The 15,271-nt window shown below is 72.2% G+C and carries 11 protein-coding genes; 2 read left to right on the top strand and 9 right to left on the bottom strand.

Annotated features, from left to right (window positions below):
- Positions 1-60: 60 nt before the first annotated feature.
- Entirely contained in the window at positions 61-1,257 is a 1,197-nt protein-coding gene (locus tag AB0O15_RS27995; RefSeq protein ID WP_364324004.1) for an SDR family NAD(P)-dependent oxidoreductase, read from the bottom strand.
- A 126-nt stretch (positions 1,258-1,383) separates the two neighbouring features.
- On the opposite strand from AB0O15_RS27995, the gene AB0O15_RS27990 reads away from it, so the two are divergent.
- Entirely contained in the window at positions 1,384-2,118 is a 735-nt protein-coding gene (locus tag AB0O15_RS27990) for a maleylpyruvate isomerase N-terminal domain-containing protein (RefSeq protein WP_364324002.1), read from the top strand.
- Positions 2,119-2,247: 129 nt separating this feature from the next.
- Here the strand turns inward: AB0O15_RS27990 and AB0O15_RS27985 are convergent, their stop codons facing one another.
- The 5 genes from AB0O15_RS27985 to AB0O15_RS27965 form a co-directional block, all read right to left on the bottom strand.
- Positions 2,248-5,250 carry a hypothetical protein gene (locus tag AB0O15_RS27985; RefSeq protein ID WP_364324000.1) on the bottom strand — a complete coding sequence of 1,001 codons (3,003 nt, stop codon included), beginning with the start codon at positions 5,248-5,250 and terminating at the stop codon, positions 2,248-2,250.
- Positions 5,247-8,210: an ABC transporter permease gene (locus AB0O15_RS27980; RefSeq protein ID WP_364323998.1), complete on the bottom strand. Its 2,964-nt coding sequence runs from the start codon at positions 8,208-8,210 to the stop codon at positions 5,247-5,249. Before AB0O15_RS27980 ends, AB0O15_RS27985 begins: the two co-directional genes overlap by 4 nt.
- 18 nt (positions 8,211-8,228) lie before the next feature.
- Positions 8,229-8,402, bottom strand: coding sequence for a hypothetical protein (locus AB0O15_RS27975; RefSeq protein WP_364323996.1), 174 nt, complete (start codon positions 8,400-8,402; stop codon positions 8,229-8,231).
- An 83-nt stretch (positions 8,403-8,485) separates the two neighbouring features.
- Positions 8,486-9,943: a PQQ-binding-like beta-propeller repeat protein gene (locus tag AB0O15_RS27970; RefSeq protein ID WP_364323994.1), complete on the bottom strand. Its 1,458-nt coding sequence runs from the start codon at positions 9,941-9,943 to the stop codon at positions 8,486-8,488.
- The gene (locus AB0O15_RS27965; protein ID WP_364323992.1) at positions 9,933-10,454 is read right to left on the bottom strand and encodes a SigE family RNA polymerase sigma factor; all 522 of its coding nucleotides are present in this window, start codon (positions 10,452-10,454) and stop codon (positions 9,933-9,935) included. Before AB0O15_RS27965 ends, AB0O15_RS27970 begins: the two co-directional genes overlap by 11 nt.
- A 689-nt stretch (positions 10,455-11,143) precedes the next feature.
- Here AB0O15_RS27965 and AB0O15_RS27960 point away from each other — a divergent pair.
- A complete protein-coding gene (locus tag AB0O15_RS27960) occupies positions 11,144-12,250 on the top strand; it encodes an alpha/beta hydrolase (RefSeq protein ID WP_364323990.1) in 1,107 nt (368 codons plus the stop codon).
- 340 nt (positions 12,251-12,590) lie between these two features.
- Here the strand turns inward: AB0O15_RS27960 and AB0O15_RS27955 are convergent, their stop codons facing one another.
- From AB0O15_RS27955 to AB0O15_RS27945, 3 genes are all read right to left on the bottom strand, one after another.
- Positions 12,591-13,316 carry a tetratricopeptide repeat protein gene (locus AB0O15_RS27955; protein ID WP_364323988.1) on the bottom strand — a complete coding sequence of 242 codons (726 nt, stop codon included), beginning with the start codon at positions 13,314-13,316 and terminating at the stop codon, positions 12,591-12,593.
- Positions 13,317-13,661: 345 nt separating this feature from the next.
- Positions 13,662-14,459 (bottom strand): hypothetical protein, encoded by a 798-nt coding sequence (locus AB0O15_RS27950; RefSeq protein ID WP_364323986.1) that lies wholly within the window; start codon positions 14,457-14,459, stop codon positions 13,662-13,664.
- Between the two features lie 101 nt (positions 14,460-14,560).
- Positions 14,561-15,103 carry a sigma-70 family RNA polymerase sigma factor gene (locus AB0O15_RS27945; protein WP_364323984.1) on the bottom strand — a complete coding sequence of 181 codons (543 nt, stop codon included), beginning with the start codon at positions 15,101-15,103 and terminating at the stop codon, positions 14,561-14,563.
- Positions 15,104-15,271 lie beyond the last annotated feature (168 nt).

Here is a 15,271-nt window from a genome sequence, read left to right as displayed (position 1 = left end):
CGATAACACCAACATCCGTTCTGGTAGTGGCGCTAGCGCCACCAGCCGTTTCGGATGCGATCAGAATCCGAGAGTTGCCAGCCGCTCTTCGGTGACGGCCTGGACCTCGGCGATCACCGCAGGGTCGTTGGACCGTTTCGATGACGCGCGCAGGGCGCCTCGTGCGTAGAAGCCGCCGCTGCGACCGGCGGCATCCGGGGCCAGAGCGCGCAGGACGCTCCTCCGGGCCGCCTTCTCCGGGCCGGCGATCAGCAGAGGTGCGACCGGACGCAGCGCACGATCCATCCGGCCGGCCGAGCCACCGGCCTTGCGCCCGAAATCGGTGAAGACAGCGCCCGGATCGGCGGCATTGAAGGTCACCTGCGTCTCGTCGATCTGCCGGGCCATGGCGTACGTGTAGGCCAAGGCCATCAGCTTGGCGTTGGAGTACGCCCGAACCTGGCCGTAGCCGGCGGCATAACTCCAATCGTTGACCGGCTTGCCGATTCGCTCATTGATCGAGGTCACGTTGACCACCTGAGCGGGCACTCGCGCACGGCGGGCAGCCTGGCTCAGCTGATCGAGCAGGAGACGACACAACGCCGCGGTGGCCAGATGAACGACGGCGGTCGTCATCTCGATTCCGTCCGATGTCAGGCGCCGCTCACTGAACTGGGCGCCGGCGTTGTTGACCAGGACGTCGAGTCCGTCCGGCGCGAGTTCGCCCACCTGCGACGAGAGCGATCGCAGTTCGTCGACAGAACTCAGCTCCGCGTGTACGGCGACGAACCTGGCCGCCTCCAGGCCGGGCCTGCCGCTGAGAAGCCGCATCGCTTGCTCAGCCTTGGGCCGGGTCCGGCCGTGCACCAGGACGTTTGCTCCGGCCCGGCCCAGTTCGGCGGCCGTCGCGAGGCCGAGTCCGTCCGCGGCCCCGGTCACCAGCGCGAAGCGGCCCGACAGATCAGCGGTCGGTGCATTGCGGGGTTCGGTCATCGGTGTCCTAGATTCTGCGAAGTGACGGCTTGCGCCCGAGGCAGAATCTTCGGCGCGGCGAGACGCCACAACACCACTGACCGAACGGGCACACATGTCGGCCCGGACCGTACGCGGCAACTCGCCGGCCTGCTGCTGGCAGTTCACCGCGGCATCGAGGCCCTCGGCAAGGCCGGGATCGACGAGAACGCCTTGCGGCGCATTGCCGAGACGGTCCTGGCCGGTCTTCCGCGTCCACCCCGGTAGCGCACGCGACAGCCCGCCGAGGCTCGCGCTATCGAGCATGAACGTCGGTCCGTTCGGACATCACCAGCGCCGGGCGTGCCTTCCCTACCTAAGGTTCTCGATGACTCCGCCACATCGCGGAATTCGTGGGATCTGACCAGCTCGGTCAGCCGGAGGGAACGGAGCATGGCGGTGGGGGCGCTTGTTCAGTCGGTGTCCGAACGGGCAGGGTTCGATTGCGGCCCAGAGGCTCTACGGCCCGCCATGAATCTCATACGAGCACGCACCATCAAAATGCTCGAGCAGCTACCCGTGGCGGAATGGGAGAGCTCGTCGCGATGTGCCGGCTGGTCCGTGCACGACGTTGCCCGGCATATACGTGACTTCGCGCTGATCCACACCGCGCGGCTGGCCGGCCGCCCCTCGCCGTTCGGAGATGACCCATTCGATCCGCGGTCGTCGCCGGCACAGTGGCTACGGCATTCCGAGGGGACGCCCACCACCCAGACGCTGGACGACCTGCGGCGACTCGCCGGCGAGGAGGCGGAGTCGATCGACCGGCGAATCGACGACCCGCCTGTCCGCCTGTGGTGGAGTCCCCTGCGCCGCAAGGTGCACTGGTCGGTCTTCTCGCTGCACATCTTCTGGGATGCCTGGCTGCACGAGTCGGACATCGCGGTGGCTCTCGGCCGACCGGTCGACCGGTCGACCACACCGAACTCGATCTACAGGCGGCGATCTTCTACGCGCTGTTGTCCGCGGCGGCGCCGCACGCGTGGGCCGGCCGCTACCTCGAAACCTCTTTCGCCCTCGCGGGCAGCCCGTCGGAGAGCTATCGAATCTCGCATGTGGGGGACGACATCACCATCACTGCCGGGCCCGGACAGCCGGCCACCCTGCTGGCGAACACGACCGACCTGATCGACAGCCTGGCCGGACGGGGATCGGACCTGCAGGGGGTCCTCACCGGCCCGGAAGATGTGGTGGCGCGGCTCGGCTTGCTTCGCAAGGTCGGTACCGTCGGTACCTAGGTCTTTCGTGCTGAGGTCGTCACCGTGCGGGGAACCGTGTGCGGGGCCGGCCGATCGACACCGCGGCGCCGGTCAGGACCGTGAGCACGGTGACGCCGGCGCCGGCGAAGACCCATGGCCGCGGCCAGTACGGCTGCGGCCCGCCCAGCTCGTCCGTCGAGGCACCCAGCAGCGCCCAGCCGGTCGCCCACCAGAGCAGAAGCGCGACCGCCATGCCGGTCACACCGGCCGCGACCGCCAGCGCCGGATAGGTCCACGCCGTGGCCCGCGCCGTCACCGCCCGGCCGACACCCTGGGTACGCAGTGCCGTGAGGTCACCGGCGCGACCGGCCCGGTCGGACAGCGCGGCCTGAACCAGCGAGCCGGTGGCGAGCGCGACGGCCAGGGCCGCGGCCAGCAGATAGATCCACAGAGCGAGTGCCGTGCCCTGCCGGTCGAGGCGACGGTGCACCTCGGCGACACGCACGTCGCCGGTGACCGCCACACCCTGCGCCGCGAGCCGTGCCACCACGTCGGCGGGGGCTCGCGCGGACAACCACACCTGCGGACCGAACGCCGGGCCGACATCGGTCGACGCCCGGTCGGCGAACTCGAGGTCGGCCAGAAGGGCCTGACCACCGGCGGCGGGCACGGCCGGCAGCCGTAGCACGCGGCGGACCTCGACCGGCCGATCGCCGCCCGTGCCCGGGCTCGGCGGTGGGGCCGGATCGCCGGCGTAGGCGGCCGGTGGTGGCGACGGCCCGTCGTTCCACCGCAGCCAGGCACCGTCCGGCAGCCCCGCCGGTGCGGACACCTCGATCCGCAGGCCTGGGCGGCCGGCGGAGAGCCGGCCGTACGCGCTCATCCGCCACCGTGCCGGGTCCGCCAGCTGATCGGAGGGCACCTCGGCAAGGCCGCCGGCGATGCGGGTGATGACCATGGCACCGGCGATCCCCGTCGTACCCTGCAAAGTGGTCAGCCGCAGCCCCACCAACCGGCAGGTTGACCGGCAGGCTTCCACCGTCGCCCGGAAGCGATTGCGGCCGGCGGCCAGCATGCCGAACTCGACCTCCGCGGCGTCCCGGCCGTCGACGGCGGCGAACACCGCGGTCAGGCGTACCGGCCGGTCCGCGCTGAACCCCTCGACCGAGAGGTCGATCGCGACCGCCGAGCCGCGCAGGACCAGCGACGACGGCGCGGACGGCCGCAGCGCCCGGGCGGTCGCGGCGGCGTCCGGCCCACCGGCGGGCCAGAACGGAACGGTGGCCAGGCGGGTGGTGTCAGCGGCCAGCACGCCGCCGGGCAGTCTGGCGACGGCCATGGCCCAGGCGCCGTCCGGATCGATCGCCCGGACGGCGGTCAGCAGCCCGGCCCGGCTGACCGGCTGCACGTCGAGCACCCGGTCGGCGCCGGCGAGGGCCTCGCTGCGCGCGTCGCGGCCCCGCGCGGCCACGTCCACCACGACCGTCCCGTATCCGGCGACCGACACCGCCGCGACCACCAGAGCGAACAGCGGCACCGCACCAGGACGGCGGGCGATCTGCAGGCCGGCCAGCGCCAGGTCGACCCGGCCGCGGCGCAGCGCGCGGCGGGCGTAGCCGCCCACGACGGCAATCATCGTCCGCGCGGCGATCACGGCGCCGACGGCCACCGCCGCGGCCACGGTCAACGCGCCGAGACCGGTGAACTCCCCACCACTGCCGGCGAACTGCACCAGCACCGGGACGGTCAACCCCAGGACCAGCACGTCGGCGAACAGCCCGCGGGCGCCCCGGCCGCCGGACGGGACCCGTCGCAGCAGCAGCGTCACCGGCGCCAGGAGCAGGCGGCGCTGGGCCAGCAGGACGGCGGCCAGCGCCGCGGCCACGGCGACCGGGGCCCACCGCAGCGTCGTGAGGCCGGCGTCGGCCCGCGACCCGGGCAGCACCGCGGCCGCCGCCAGTCCGACCAGCAGCCGACCGGCCAGACACCCGGCGATCGAACCGGCCAGGACGGCCAGCGTGCTCTCTCCGGCGGCCAGCCACAGCCGCTGCCACCACCGGACGCCGCGAAGCGACACCGCCGCCAGCTCGGGGCTGCGGTCCTGCGCGCCGTGGCGGGCGGCGACGAAGATGCTGACGCAGGCGAGCAGCACGAGCGGGACGAGGATCGGGGGAACGATCGTCCGGGCCTCGCGCCGGCCGGCGTCGATCCGGGACAGCAGGTCCGGGATTCCGCTCTCGACGGTCACCGGGACCTGCAGGTCCTGGACGAGCTGCTGGAATTCGGCCAGGTCGGACCGCAGCGCCCCGAGATGCCCAACTGACAGCGCCGACGCCGTGGCGGTGGCGTCCACCGTGATGTCCGTGGCCCCCCGATCCGTCGACTCGAAGGTGACGCGGTTGGTGAACACCGGCTCGCCAGGACGATTGCCGGTGTCGAAGGCGAAGTAACCGCGGTCGCCCCAGTACGGGTCGGCCCGGTCGGCGACGCGATAGACCCCGGCCACGGTCAGGGATTTGGGCGTGCCGTTCGAGACGTACCCGGGATGCCGCGGGTCGGAGTCGAACGCCGCGAAGCTCAGCTCGATCCGGTCGCCCGCCGTGATTCCCAGCCGCCGGGCGGCCTCCTCGCCCAGCAGCGCCTCCCCCTCGTCGATCAGGCACCGGCCGGCCGTCGTCACGACGTGGTCGCACAGATCCTGGCGGTAGACCAGGCGTGTCCGGTCGGCGTTGTCCGGCTCGACGCCGACGGCGGGAATCTCGGCGGCGTACACGAACCGAAAACCGTCGAGCGACCCGAGCAGGGAACCGAGCTCACGGACAGTGGTCTGCGGGTCGGGCAGGCCCTGATCGACCCGACGCGGGTCGCTGACCGTGCGGACGGCCAGGGTGCGCTCGCCCGCGGTGGCGTTGGCCATCTGGCCGGCCGCCACCGCCTGATCCGTCGCCGCCACATAGCCCGGCGCGATCACCGCGGAGGCCACCGCGAACAACGACAGCAGGCCGAGGCCGAGCGCCTGCCCTCGGCGGCTCCACAGCATCGCCAGGACGAGGGAGATCACCGCAGGCCTCGCGCCAGCGGACGGATCGACACCCAGCCGGCCAGGCCGAACAGGGCCAGCGCGGCGAGCAGGGTGACCGTGGCGGCGGTGGGCCCGATCGGCGCCGGGGCGGCCAGCAGCGCCCAGCCGTCGGGGAACCCGGGCGTGGCCAGCCCGGTCACCGGCGCCGCGAGGGCCGCCGCGAGCAGCCCGCCGAGGAGCCCGGCGGCCAGCAACGCGACCGGCCCGGCCCAGGCCACCGCGGTCGCGCCCGGCCGGGACAGTCCCTGCGTACGCAGGGCCTCGAGCTGGTCGCGGGTGGGTTGCCGGTCGGCGGCGAAGGTGATGGCCATGACGGTGGCGGCGATGAGCAGGGCCAGCCCCGCGGCGAGCAGGCTGACCCGCGAGACGACCGCGGGGGGCTGGGCGGCGAGCAGGCTCGTCCGCCGCGCCACCGTCCGCTCCGCGGTCACGCTCAGGCCGGCGGCGGTCAGGGTGGCCGCGGCGGTGGGCGGCGCGTCCGGGCCGAGCCACACCTGGTACGCGACCCCTGACTCGTCGTCGATCCCGGCCCGGCGGGCGGCGTCCAGATCGATCAGCATGCCCTGCCGGCCCAGTACGGGCAGCAGCGCGGGGGTGCCGGCCACGGTGACCGGCACGCGTTCGCCGTCCGGCAGGAACACCGCGGCGTCGTCGAGCCGCCACTGCTGCGGCGGTGCCCCGGCGAGCACCACGGGCAGCGGCGTCGGCCCGTCCACGGCCATCACGTCACGGCCCGGGGTCGCGAAGCCCCTCGGATTGGCATCCATGGCCAGGCTCAGCCCCCCGTCCCGGGCCCGGATGTCCACCGCCGCGCCGTTGCTGGTCGAACGCCAGCGTCCGATGTCGGCGAGGCGGTCGCGGTCGAGGATCACGGCCGGCGGGTCGGCCTGCGCCAACCCGCGCACCGTCACCTCGCCGTGCGGCGCACCGAGGAGCTGCCAGCGCGCGAGCCGGCAGCCGGCGTCCGGCGTGCAGCCGTCGACGTGAGCCGTGATCGTCGTAGCGCCGCTGATCGGGCCGAACCGCGCCGTCCGCAGCCGCCCGGTGATCTCGTTGCGCAGGGTCGCGGTCAGGGTGAGCGGCGCCCGGCCGCGGTTGACCGCACGTAGCGTGAGCCGGGTGCCGGTGATCAGCGGCAGGGGCGCCGGCGCCCCGGTCGTGGTCGTGGCGGCGGGCAGCCGGGCGACCGGCCCGTACTCGGGACGCCACCGGCTGACCGCGGCCAGCCGGGCGGTGTCCACGGCGAGCACCGGTGGGTGCGCCGTGGGGTCGACGACCGCGGCCATCGCCCAGCGGCCGGCCGGGTCGGCCCGACGGACGGCGCTGAGCAGTGCCGTGCGGTTGGCCACCCGTACCGTCAGAACTTGGTCGGCGCCCAGCTCGACCCGCGCCCGCGCGAGCCGTTCCTCACGGCCCGCCACCCACGCGCCCGCGCCGGTCACCCCCATCGCCACGGCCACCACCAGAAAGGCGAACAGCCGCTGGTAGCCCGGCCGCCGGGTCAGCTGAAGTGCGCTCAGGCCCCAGCGCAACCGGCCGGAGCGCACCGCGGCGCCACCGGACCACTCGGCCAGCGGGGCGAGCGCCCGGGCCAGCAGCAGGGCTACCGCCACGGCGGTCATCGTCGGTGCGGCCACCGCGATGCCGGCCCGCGGCGCGCCGGAGCGGGTCTGGTAGATCGCGGCCACGGCGGCGGCCAGCAAGGCGGTGTCGAGCACGGTGGCCGGCCAGGCGCGGCGCCGGAGGGGAACGTGGCGCAGCAGTGTGGACACCGGTGAGCGCAGCAGAACCGCCTCGACCGCGGCGACCGCCAGTAGCGCGGCCAGCAGCACGGCGGCGACCGCGAGGGCGGCCAGGCGGACCACCGGGCCGGTGTCCGCCGCGCTGACCGGGCCGGCGGCCAGCCGGGCCAGCAGCAACCCGACGGGCAGGCCGGCCAGGGCGCCGGCGGCCATCGGCACCAGGTGCTGACCGAAGGTGAGCCGCAGAGTGGCGAGGGTGCCGCTGCCGCGCAGTTTGTGCAGGGCCGCGTCGGCCCGCCGCGAGCGGCTGGTGGCGTACGCGGCCAGAGCGATCGTGAACAGCGCCAGCAGCAGCACCTGGGCCAGGGCGAAGGCGATGCCGGAGCGGACGGCCGCGCGGTCCTGGGCCACGTCGGTGAGCAGCGCGCCAAGCGGTTGTCCCACGGTGACCTCGGCGCCCCCGAGCCGACCGGCGGCCGCCGCCAGGACCGGGCGCAGGTCAGCGCCGCCGTCGCCGCGCAGGACCGCATCGGGCACCGTCACGTCGTAGGTGAGCGTCGCCGGCCGCGGACCGGAGCCGGCGAAGAGCGCCGAGGTCCCGAAGATCGGGTCGAGGTCGGTGGTCGCGCGGTAGTACGCGTTGCTCCAGTAGGCGTCCCGTGGGTCGCTCAGCTGGTAGGTGCCGGCCACCCGTACCTCGAGCGTCTCGTCGCCGCCGGTCCGGGCGAGGGTCAGGCGGGCACCCGGGGCCACGCCGATGGCGCGGGCGTTGGCCGCGCTGATCGCGACCTCGCCGGCCGCCGCGGGACACGCGCCGGTCACCCGTACGTTCTCGCAGAACCGGTCCCGATAAGCCACAGGCGCGTTGCGGACATCGTTGCCGACCACCACCGACATGTTCTCGACCAGCCCCCGGACCGGCGTCGCGCCGCTGATCGGTAACCGCTCGCCGACCAGGGCGGCGAACTCGCGTACCGCGGCTTCCGGGTCGGACCCGGCTCCCCGCGGCCCGGACACCGACAGCGCCTTGCCGGCCGGCGGAACCTCGGCGACGTGTGCGGCCGCCGTCCGGCCGGCACTCCCGGTCACCGCCCACGGCAGAGCCGCGGCGGTCGTGGCGGCCAGCGCGGTGAGCGCCATGAGGGTGATCGCCTGCGCGGCACGGACACGCAGGGCCGCGAGGATGAGTGCGAGCACAACGATCGATGATCCCTTTCAAGTCGTCCCGGCCTTGGCGGCCGGGCCGTCAGTTCCGGCGGCCCGCCGCGCCGGGGCGACCCGCACGCGCCGGCGTTCGGGATCGCCGGCGAGGCGGCGGCACGGCAGCACGCTGTCACCGTCCGGGTGGATGGTCTCCCGGAGCCGCCAGGCCTCGAGGAACATCAGCACTGGACACTCGCGAACCACCAGGTCGGTTACAGCAGCGCCAGGGTTTTGTGGGGGCGGGTGGCCGGTGCGGCCGTGGCGACCTCTCACGGCTCGAGGCTGCGGACCTCCAACCGATGACCGTCCTCACAGATGAGCCGTTTCGCGGTGACGGCGCAGGTCAAGGGCGCGTCGCCGGCCATACCCTCGATGACGGCCTTCCCGTCGGCGGCCGAGATGACGGTCACGTGCCCCTTCGCCTTGCCCGGCTGCGGCGGACCGTGCAGGCCGGGCAGCGAGACCACGGTGTCGTTGCTGTTCCAGAGCAGCATCGAGCGGCGGTCCGGCTCATCGAGCAACTGGCGGCCGGTGGAGTCGTAGAGTGCCGAGGTGACGCCGCCGGCGCCGTCGTCGCCGTTGACCAGCACGCGGTCTCCGCGTGAGCCGGGCGACTCCGCTCCGGGCGGTGCGGGTACCCGCCACAGTTCCCGGGAGGTGGCCACGTCGATCGCGGTGAGCTCGGTGTGCGGCGGCGCCTCCGGAGCTTCGTCGATCACGCAGAGCCGGTTGTCACCGCACGGTGCCGCGCCCAGGAAGGATCGGCCCGGAGGCGCGGTGTAGACCACGCTGGAAGCGTCCGGGCCGGTGAGACTCGCCTGCCGGATGCGGTAGGAGTCACTGCCCTGCTCCGGGGTGTAGAGATGGTCCCCGGCCACGACCAGACCCTCCGCCGTCCCGAGGTTGCTGACCGTGCGCTGCACCGCACCGGTCCGGCTGTCCCGGACCAGGACCTTGCCACTCTCGGTCAGCTGCAGGAACCGCTCGCCGGAGGACGTGTCCGGGGTCGGCCAGCCGGAGAGCTGAGGATCCGGGCCCGACGGGACAGCTCTCATCCGAACCGGCGGGTCCGAGCCGGCCGGCACCTCCCAGAGCACGTGACCGGTCGGCCAGTCGACAGCTCGGGTGACGCCCGTGCTCGCCGACATCACGATCAGCCGATCACGCAGGTGAATTCGGTAGTCCTCCTGCTCGGACAAGATCTGCCATGAGCTGTACCCGTCGGCGGGGTCGAGCTCGACCAACCGGCCCGGTTGCCGGCCCATGGTCAGGAGCACGGCGCCGTCGACCACGTCGGCCGCACCGAGCGAACCCCGCCCTGTCAAGGTTCGCATCGGCCAGGCCTCTTGGCCGGTCCTCGGATCGACGCCGATGATGTGGGTGGTGCCGCCGCTGCCGGTCCAGGCCGCGACGGCCAGCGATTCGGTCGAGACCACATGGACCGGCCCCGCCACGTCCGGGAGGTCGATGGCGGACCCGACCAGAGACAGTTCGCTCACCTGCGGCCGGGGTGCGCTCGGCACCTTCGGTCCCCGACGGTCCAGCCGGTCGTGGCCGACGGCGACACCGACGCCGGCCAGCACGACGCACAGCGCGGCGGCCGTGGTGGCGCGGCGCCGGGCCCAGCGTTCCCCGCGGCGCCGGATGGTCGCCGCCGCGGGCATTTCCAGGACCCCGTCGATGTGCTCACGGAGCGCAGTAAAGGTGCTGTCCACGTCATCCTTCACGGCGTCCTCCAGCGATGACGGATTGCTCTGGCTCGGGACCGAGTTGCGCGGCCAACGCCACCCGTCCCCGGGAAAGCCATGCCTTGATCGTGCCGGGTGGGACGCCGATCTCCTGGGCGATGTCGGACACCGACAGATCCAACAGGTAGTGCAGCACCAGGGCACGGCGGTGGTTGTCCGGCAACGCCCGCATGGCCTCGACCAGTACGACAACGTTCTCCGAGGGAGGCGGAACGGGCGGCGCGGGCATCGACGCCGCCGACCAGAGCCGGAACTGGCGGAGCCGTCGCCACCGGTCCGCGGACAGCCGGTTCACCACGAGCCGTAACCAGCCCTCCGGGTCGTCGTAGGCCGACAGCCGACGCCAGCGCGGCCACGCCCGGGCGTACGCCTCCTGCGCGAGGTCCTGAGCCTCCGCCGCGTCACCGGTCAACCCATATGCGTAACGCAGCAAGCGTTGACACGTGTCGCGGTAGAACTCGTCAAAGCCCCCGGTGTCATCCTCCGGCATAGCTCACCCCTAGAGAGACACGGTCGGCCTGCCACGCCGGTTGCACCTGCTGAAGAAGATTCGCACGGTGAGCGCGGCACACGACAGCGGCCCGGATGAGCTCGATCGAACGGGCAGCAACGATTGCCCGTTCACCGGCAGACAGGTACGCACCCGCGATCGAGAAGAATTGACACACACCTCCGGGCACGGCGCCCACGCAGGTGGCAGCGCCGCCTTCGCACCGAGCCGGACCCGTCGCCGGAGCGGCCTGACCGGCCGCCGGTCCGAACGCGCAAAGTTCCACAGCCATCCGCGCGGATCGCTCCCGCAACACCCCTGCCGCCCTGTTGGCCGCCGGGGTGTCACGCCACCTGAGCCGGCGGGTGCACGCCCACACCTTGGCACCCCTCAACCGATGGGTACGCGCTGACGGCGGCGGTCACCCTTCCGGCTCTGCTTTCTGTCCTTCGGAACTCAGGAAACTTCGACTTCACATCGTCCGGTCCGGCGATCTGCGACGCCTGGCCGGGCAGTCCCTCCGCCGCTCCTCTCCTGGACGGACCGGACCGGGCCGGAGCCCGGCAGCAACCGGATTGCTGACCGCCTCAATCGGCTGCCCTTGTGGACAATGGGGTTCCACCCTCCCCCGTCCGTGGCGAGCATCTCCTCCGGGGTTTGTTGTTGTCATCAACACCGACGGAGGTCCCGTGTCCTTCTCCCGCCGCGACGTGCTGACGCTCGCCGCAGCAGTGCCACTCGGCTCCCCCTTCGCGACCGTCCCTCGACCGGCCACCATCACCACAATCCGCTCGCGGGTCCTGCGGACCAGCCGGCATCGCACCGCCTACCTGGAGGCCGGCCCCAGCAACGGCCCGTTGATGTTCTTCCTGCACGGCTGGCCGGGTAGCGCCATCGTCTGGCGGCGGCAGGTCGAATACTTCGCCGCGGCCGGCTGGCACTGTGTCGCTCCCGACCTGCGTGGCTTCGGCGGATCGGCGGTGCCGGCCGATCCGGCCGCGTACGGCCTGCGCGAGCTGGTCCAGGACATGGTGGAGCTGCACGACTCGCTCGGCGGCCGCCCCGCGGTCTGGGTCGGGCACGACTGGGGTTGCGCCGTCGTCTGGGCGATCGCTTCGCACCACCCCGTCCGGTGCCGGGCCGTCGCCAACCTGACCACGCCGTACCTCGCCGAGGGTCTGACCCTGGACAATCTGGTACCGCTGGTGAACCGGGACCTTTACCCCACCGACCAATACCCGTACGGCCAATGGGACTACTACGTCAACTACCACGAGAACCTCGAGCGGGCCGTGCAGGACTTCGAGGCGGATACCCGGGCGTCGCTCAACGTCATCTACCAGCGCACGGCGACCGATGTCGTGGGCCGGCCGTCCAGTCTGGCGACGGTACGGGCCAGGGGCGGCTGGTTCGGCCCGGCCCACGTGGCGCCGACGGTCCCGCGCGACACCAGCATGCTCGCCGAGGCCGACTTCGAAGCCCTGGTGGCCGGGTACGAATGCACCGGTTTCCGCGGGAACGTCTCGCTGTACCTCAACGATCGGGCTAACCGGATCTACGCGGCGGAGGCCACGCGGCCGGTCATCTCGCTGCCGGCGTTGTTCGTGCACGCGCGCCGGGACACCGTCTGCGACACGTCGTACAGCGCCCTGGCCGATCCGATGCGCAAGGACTGCACCGACCTCAGCGAGGTCGAGCTGGACGGTGGCCACACGATCATGGTGGAGCTGCCCGACGACACCAACGCGGCCATTTCCGGCTGGCTCCGCGACGTCGGCTGCCTTCCTGGGTCCTGAGGTGCGGATCCGCCCGGGAAGCCGCGTCCTCCCGGGCGGGTCCGTCCCCTACCGGGAGCTGACCAGCAGACCGGGGACGATCTGACCACCGGTCCGCAGCTCGGTGTACGCCCACACCTCGCCGGTCAGCGGCGTGCCCGCCGCGGTAGAGGTACAGATCGAGGTTGGCGCCCGGGTCGACGCCCTCGGTCTGCACGATCAGCCCGGCGCTGTCCGGCGGCACCACGATGTCGGTGCCGGCCACGCCCTCGCCGCCGGGAGCGAAGACGCCGCCGCTGACGGTGGTGCTGACCTGCCCGGAAGGCCGCGGGGCGAGTCCCCCGGTGGCGGGTGCCGCCGGTCAGGCCCAGTCGGTCAGTAACCGGCGAATGCCGGCCACGGACCCCGCGATCCGGGCCAGAGCCAAGTCGTCGGGGGTCATCGTGCGGTCGAGCGAGATGAGCAGATCCGACCGTTCGTCCTCGTCGTCGGGGTCCGGGATCATGCCGAGGGCGGCATATCCGGCCTCGGCCGCTCCCAGCAAGTGAGCAGCTCGTTCCGGGTGACCGTCGGATGCACTGAGCACCGCCGCCGCCAGGGCGATGTCGGGCAGCATGTGGCCGTTCCCGACCTGCAGTGCCTCCACTCTGGCCTGGGTGAACAGTTCGCGGGCGGCATCGATGTCGCCGGCGTGCAATTCGACGTACCCCAGGTTGTTCCGTTCGGCGATGACCGTGCGCGCGTCGCCGGCGGCCAGGCTGAGCTCGATGCCCTCGCGATAGAGCCGTCGCGCGTACGTCAGGTTGCCGGACATTCGGGCCGCGACCGCCTCGATGTGCGATGGCACGCGATCGTGCCGTCGATCCGGCAAGTGGGCCGCCACGGTGCGGGCCTTGTCGGCGAGCCGCCACGCGTCGGTCAGGCACCGCTTCCGCAGCGCGACCCGGGCGAGCATGCACAGGGCGTCGAACTCGGCGGGCAGATCGCCGTCCGCTCGGGCGCGATCCAGCTCGGCCAGGCTCCATCGCTCGGCCAGCTCGCTCTGCCCGGTGCGGAACGCGGTCATCGCATTGTCGATGTTGCTCACCCGGCCATCCAAGAACCAACGGCGTGATATCGGGGCGTCCGCTGACCGAAGACGCAGCGAATCCGGTCCGAGGGACTGGTGGACCGAGTTCCAGGCGGCCTCACCCAGAGCCTTCGCGAGCCGGCCGGGACGGGTGAGCATCACTCGGTGTGGGCCCTCGCACCTGACGACACGTAAGGCGGCCGGCCGCGACGACATCCGCTGATAGACCTCCCGCTCCACTCAGGAACGGTCACCAGCCGATGCGCCCGCCCCAACGGGCGCATCGGCTCAGCGACCAACCGGGGCAGCTCGGCGACGATGACCTCGCTGCGGTCCTCCGGCGCGAACCGTTGCACCACTGGCCTAGTTCGGGCTCGGCGCACGGATGGTGATCGGCGCGTTGAAGTCGTAGAACTCGATGGACGGCTTGTTCGAGACGGCCACCCGCCGGATCAGGTGGTCGCCGGAGACCCAGAACTCGACGGCGACGCCCTGCGCCTCGTCGATCCCGTCCAGCCCGAACCAGGCCAGCTCCGCCGACGGCAGCTGTGCGATCGCCGCGATCGGGTCGGAGTCCTTCGTCCGTTCCGCTACCGAGATCCGGAAATGGCGGGTGTTCACTCCGGTCACCTCCTGCTCGCCGAGTTCGGTGAGCTCGGTTAGCGAAGAGTCGGCGGCCGCCGCCGCGATCACGTCGCCGGCCGACCGGGTGAACGGCGCGTAATCAGAGATCTCGTATTCCATCTTGGGATCGCGAGGCTTCCGGTAACTGTCCTTGGTGATCTTGCCGCGCTCGTCGGTCAGGTATACGTCGTCGTCGATCCTCGTGTACTCGAATCCGGGCTCGGTCTCACCGGGGGAAAAGCAGGAGTAGTGGATGTCCCCGCCGCCGACCTCCGTCTCACACCAGGGGCCGCCGTCATCCGGTACCTCACGGAGGCGTAACGACTTCACTTCGGTGAGGGCCTGCGCGGCCAGCCGCATCGTGGTGGCGGGGGGCTCCGCGTGGGCCGGCTCGGCCGGTCCTCGGACCACGGCCGCGCCGACCGCGATCACCGAGGCGGCGGCGGCGACCGCGGCGGTGGTCCAGCCGATCCAGCGGCGGCGACGTCGTGAGGGCCGGGCTTCGACCGGCCGGGGTGCGGTTGCAGTCGTGGTCATGGCTCGCTCCAGGAGACTCTGGTAGCGGTCCGATCCCGGCGCCGGCGGCGCGAACCGAAGGGCTACGTCCTGCCGGGCCAAGCGGTCCAGCTCGTCATCGCTCATGGCCGAGTGCTCCTCTCCGTGGGGAAATCGTCGATCACCTCTCCGGCCGCGCCGCGATCTCGCCGCCGTAACTCACCTCGGAACCTCTCCTTGGCCTTGTGTAGTCGCGACGACACGAGCGATGCCCGGATGCCGAGCACGGTCGCGATGTCGGCCACCTCCAGGCCGTTCCAGAAGCGCATGAGCAGCAGGTCGCGGTGTTCCTCGGTCAGTGCGGCGAGCGCCTGCCAGACGGCCGGATCCTCGGTCTCGTACTCCATCGGCGGTGTGGGTTCGTTCATCGCGGCCATCCGATCACGCAGACGGTCCTGCCGATCGGCGCGGCGCCGAGAATTGGCCAGCACGTTGCGTGCGACGCCGAAGAGCCACAGGCGGTCCCCGCCGTCGCGGGGGATGTCGGCACGGCGGCGCCAGGCCACCGCGAACGTTTCGGACGTGACGTCGTCGGCGTCGGCGGGTGCTCGGGTACGCCGTACCGCGAAGTACCAGACGTGCTGAAAGTATGCCGCGAAGAAGTCGCGGAAGGCGTCCTCGGTCATGTCACCTCCGGACAGGAATGGATCTGACCTTCACACCTGTCCGGGACGGCGCCGATCTCCCCTGCCGATCGCGACCGGGACCAAGCGAAACACCATGTGACATCGCCATACCCCTTCGTCGCTACCGCGTGAGACGCGAGAGCCGACTTTTCCCCACCCGGTCGCCCT

It is taken from the genome of Actinoplanes sp. NPDC089786 (assembly GCF_040684855.1).
GTDB lineage: Bacteria > Actinomycetota > Actinomycetes > Mycobacteriales > Micromonosporaceae > Actinoplanes.
Note: the sequence above shows the minus strand (reverse complement) of the source record. Positions and strands in the feature narration are given on the sequence as shown.

Bases quoted from the DNA above. Each gene is read 5' to 3' on its own strand.
- AB0O15_RS27995 (WP_364324004.1), bottom strand. From the start codon at position 1,257: ATGCTCGATAGCGCGAGCCTCGGCGGGCTGTCGCGTGCGCTACCGGGG.
- AB0O15_RS27965 (WP_364323992.1), bottom strand. From the start codon at position 10,454: ATGCCGGAGGATGACACCGGGGGCTTTGACGAGTTCTACCGCGACACG.
- AB0O15_RS27950 (WP_364323986.1), bottom strand. From the start codon at position 14,459: ATGACCACGACTGCAACCGCACCCCGGCCGGTCGAAGCCCGGCCCTCA.
- AB0O15_RS27990 (WP_364324002.1), top strand. From the start codon at position 1,384: ATGGCGGTGGGGGCGCTTGTTCAGTCGGTGTCCGAACGGGCAGGGTTC.
- AB0O15_RS27945 (WP_364323984.1), bottom strand. From the start codon at position 15,103: ATGACCGAGGACGCCTTCCGCGACTTCTTCGCGGCATACTTTCAGCAC.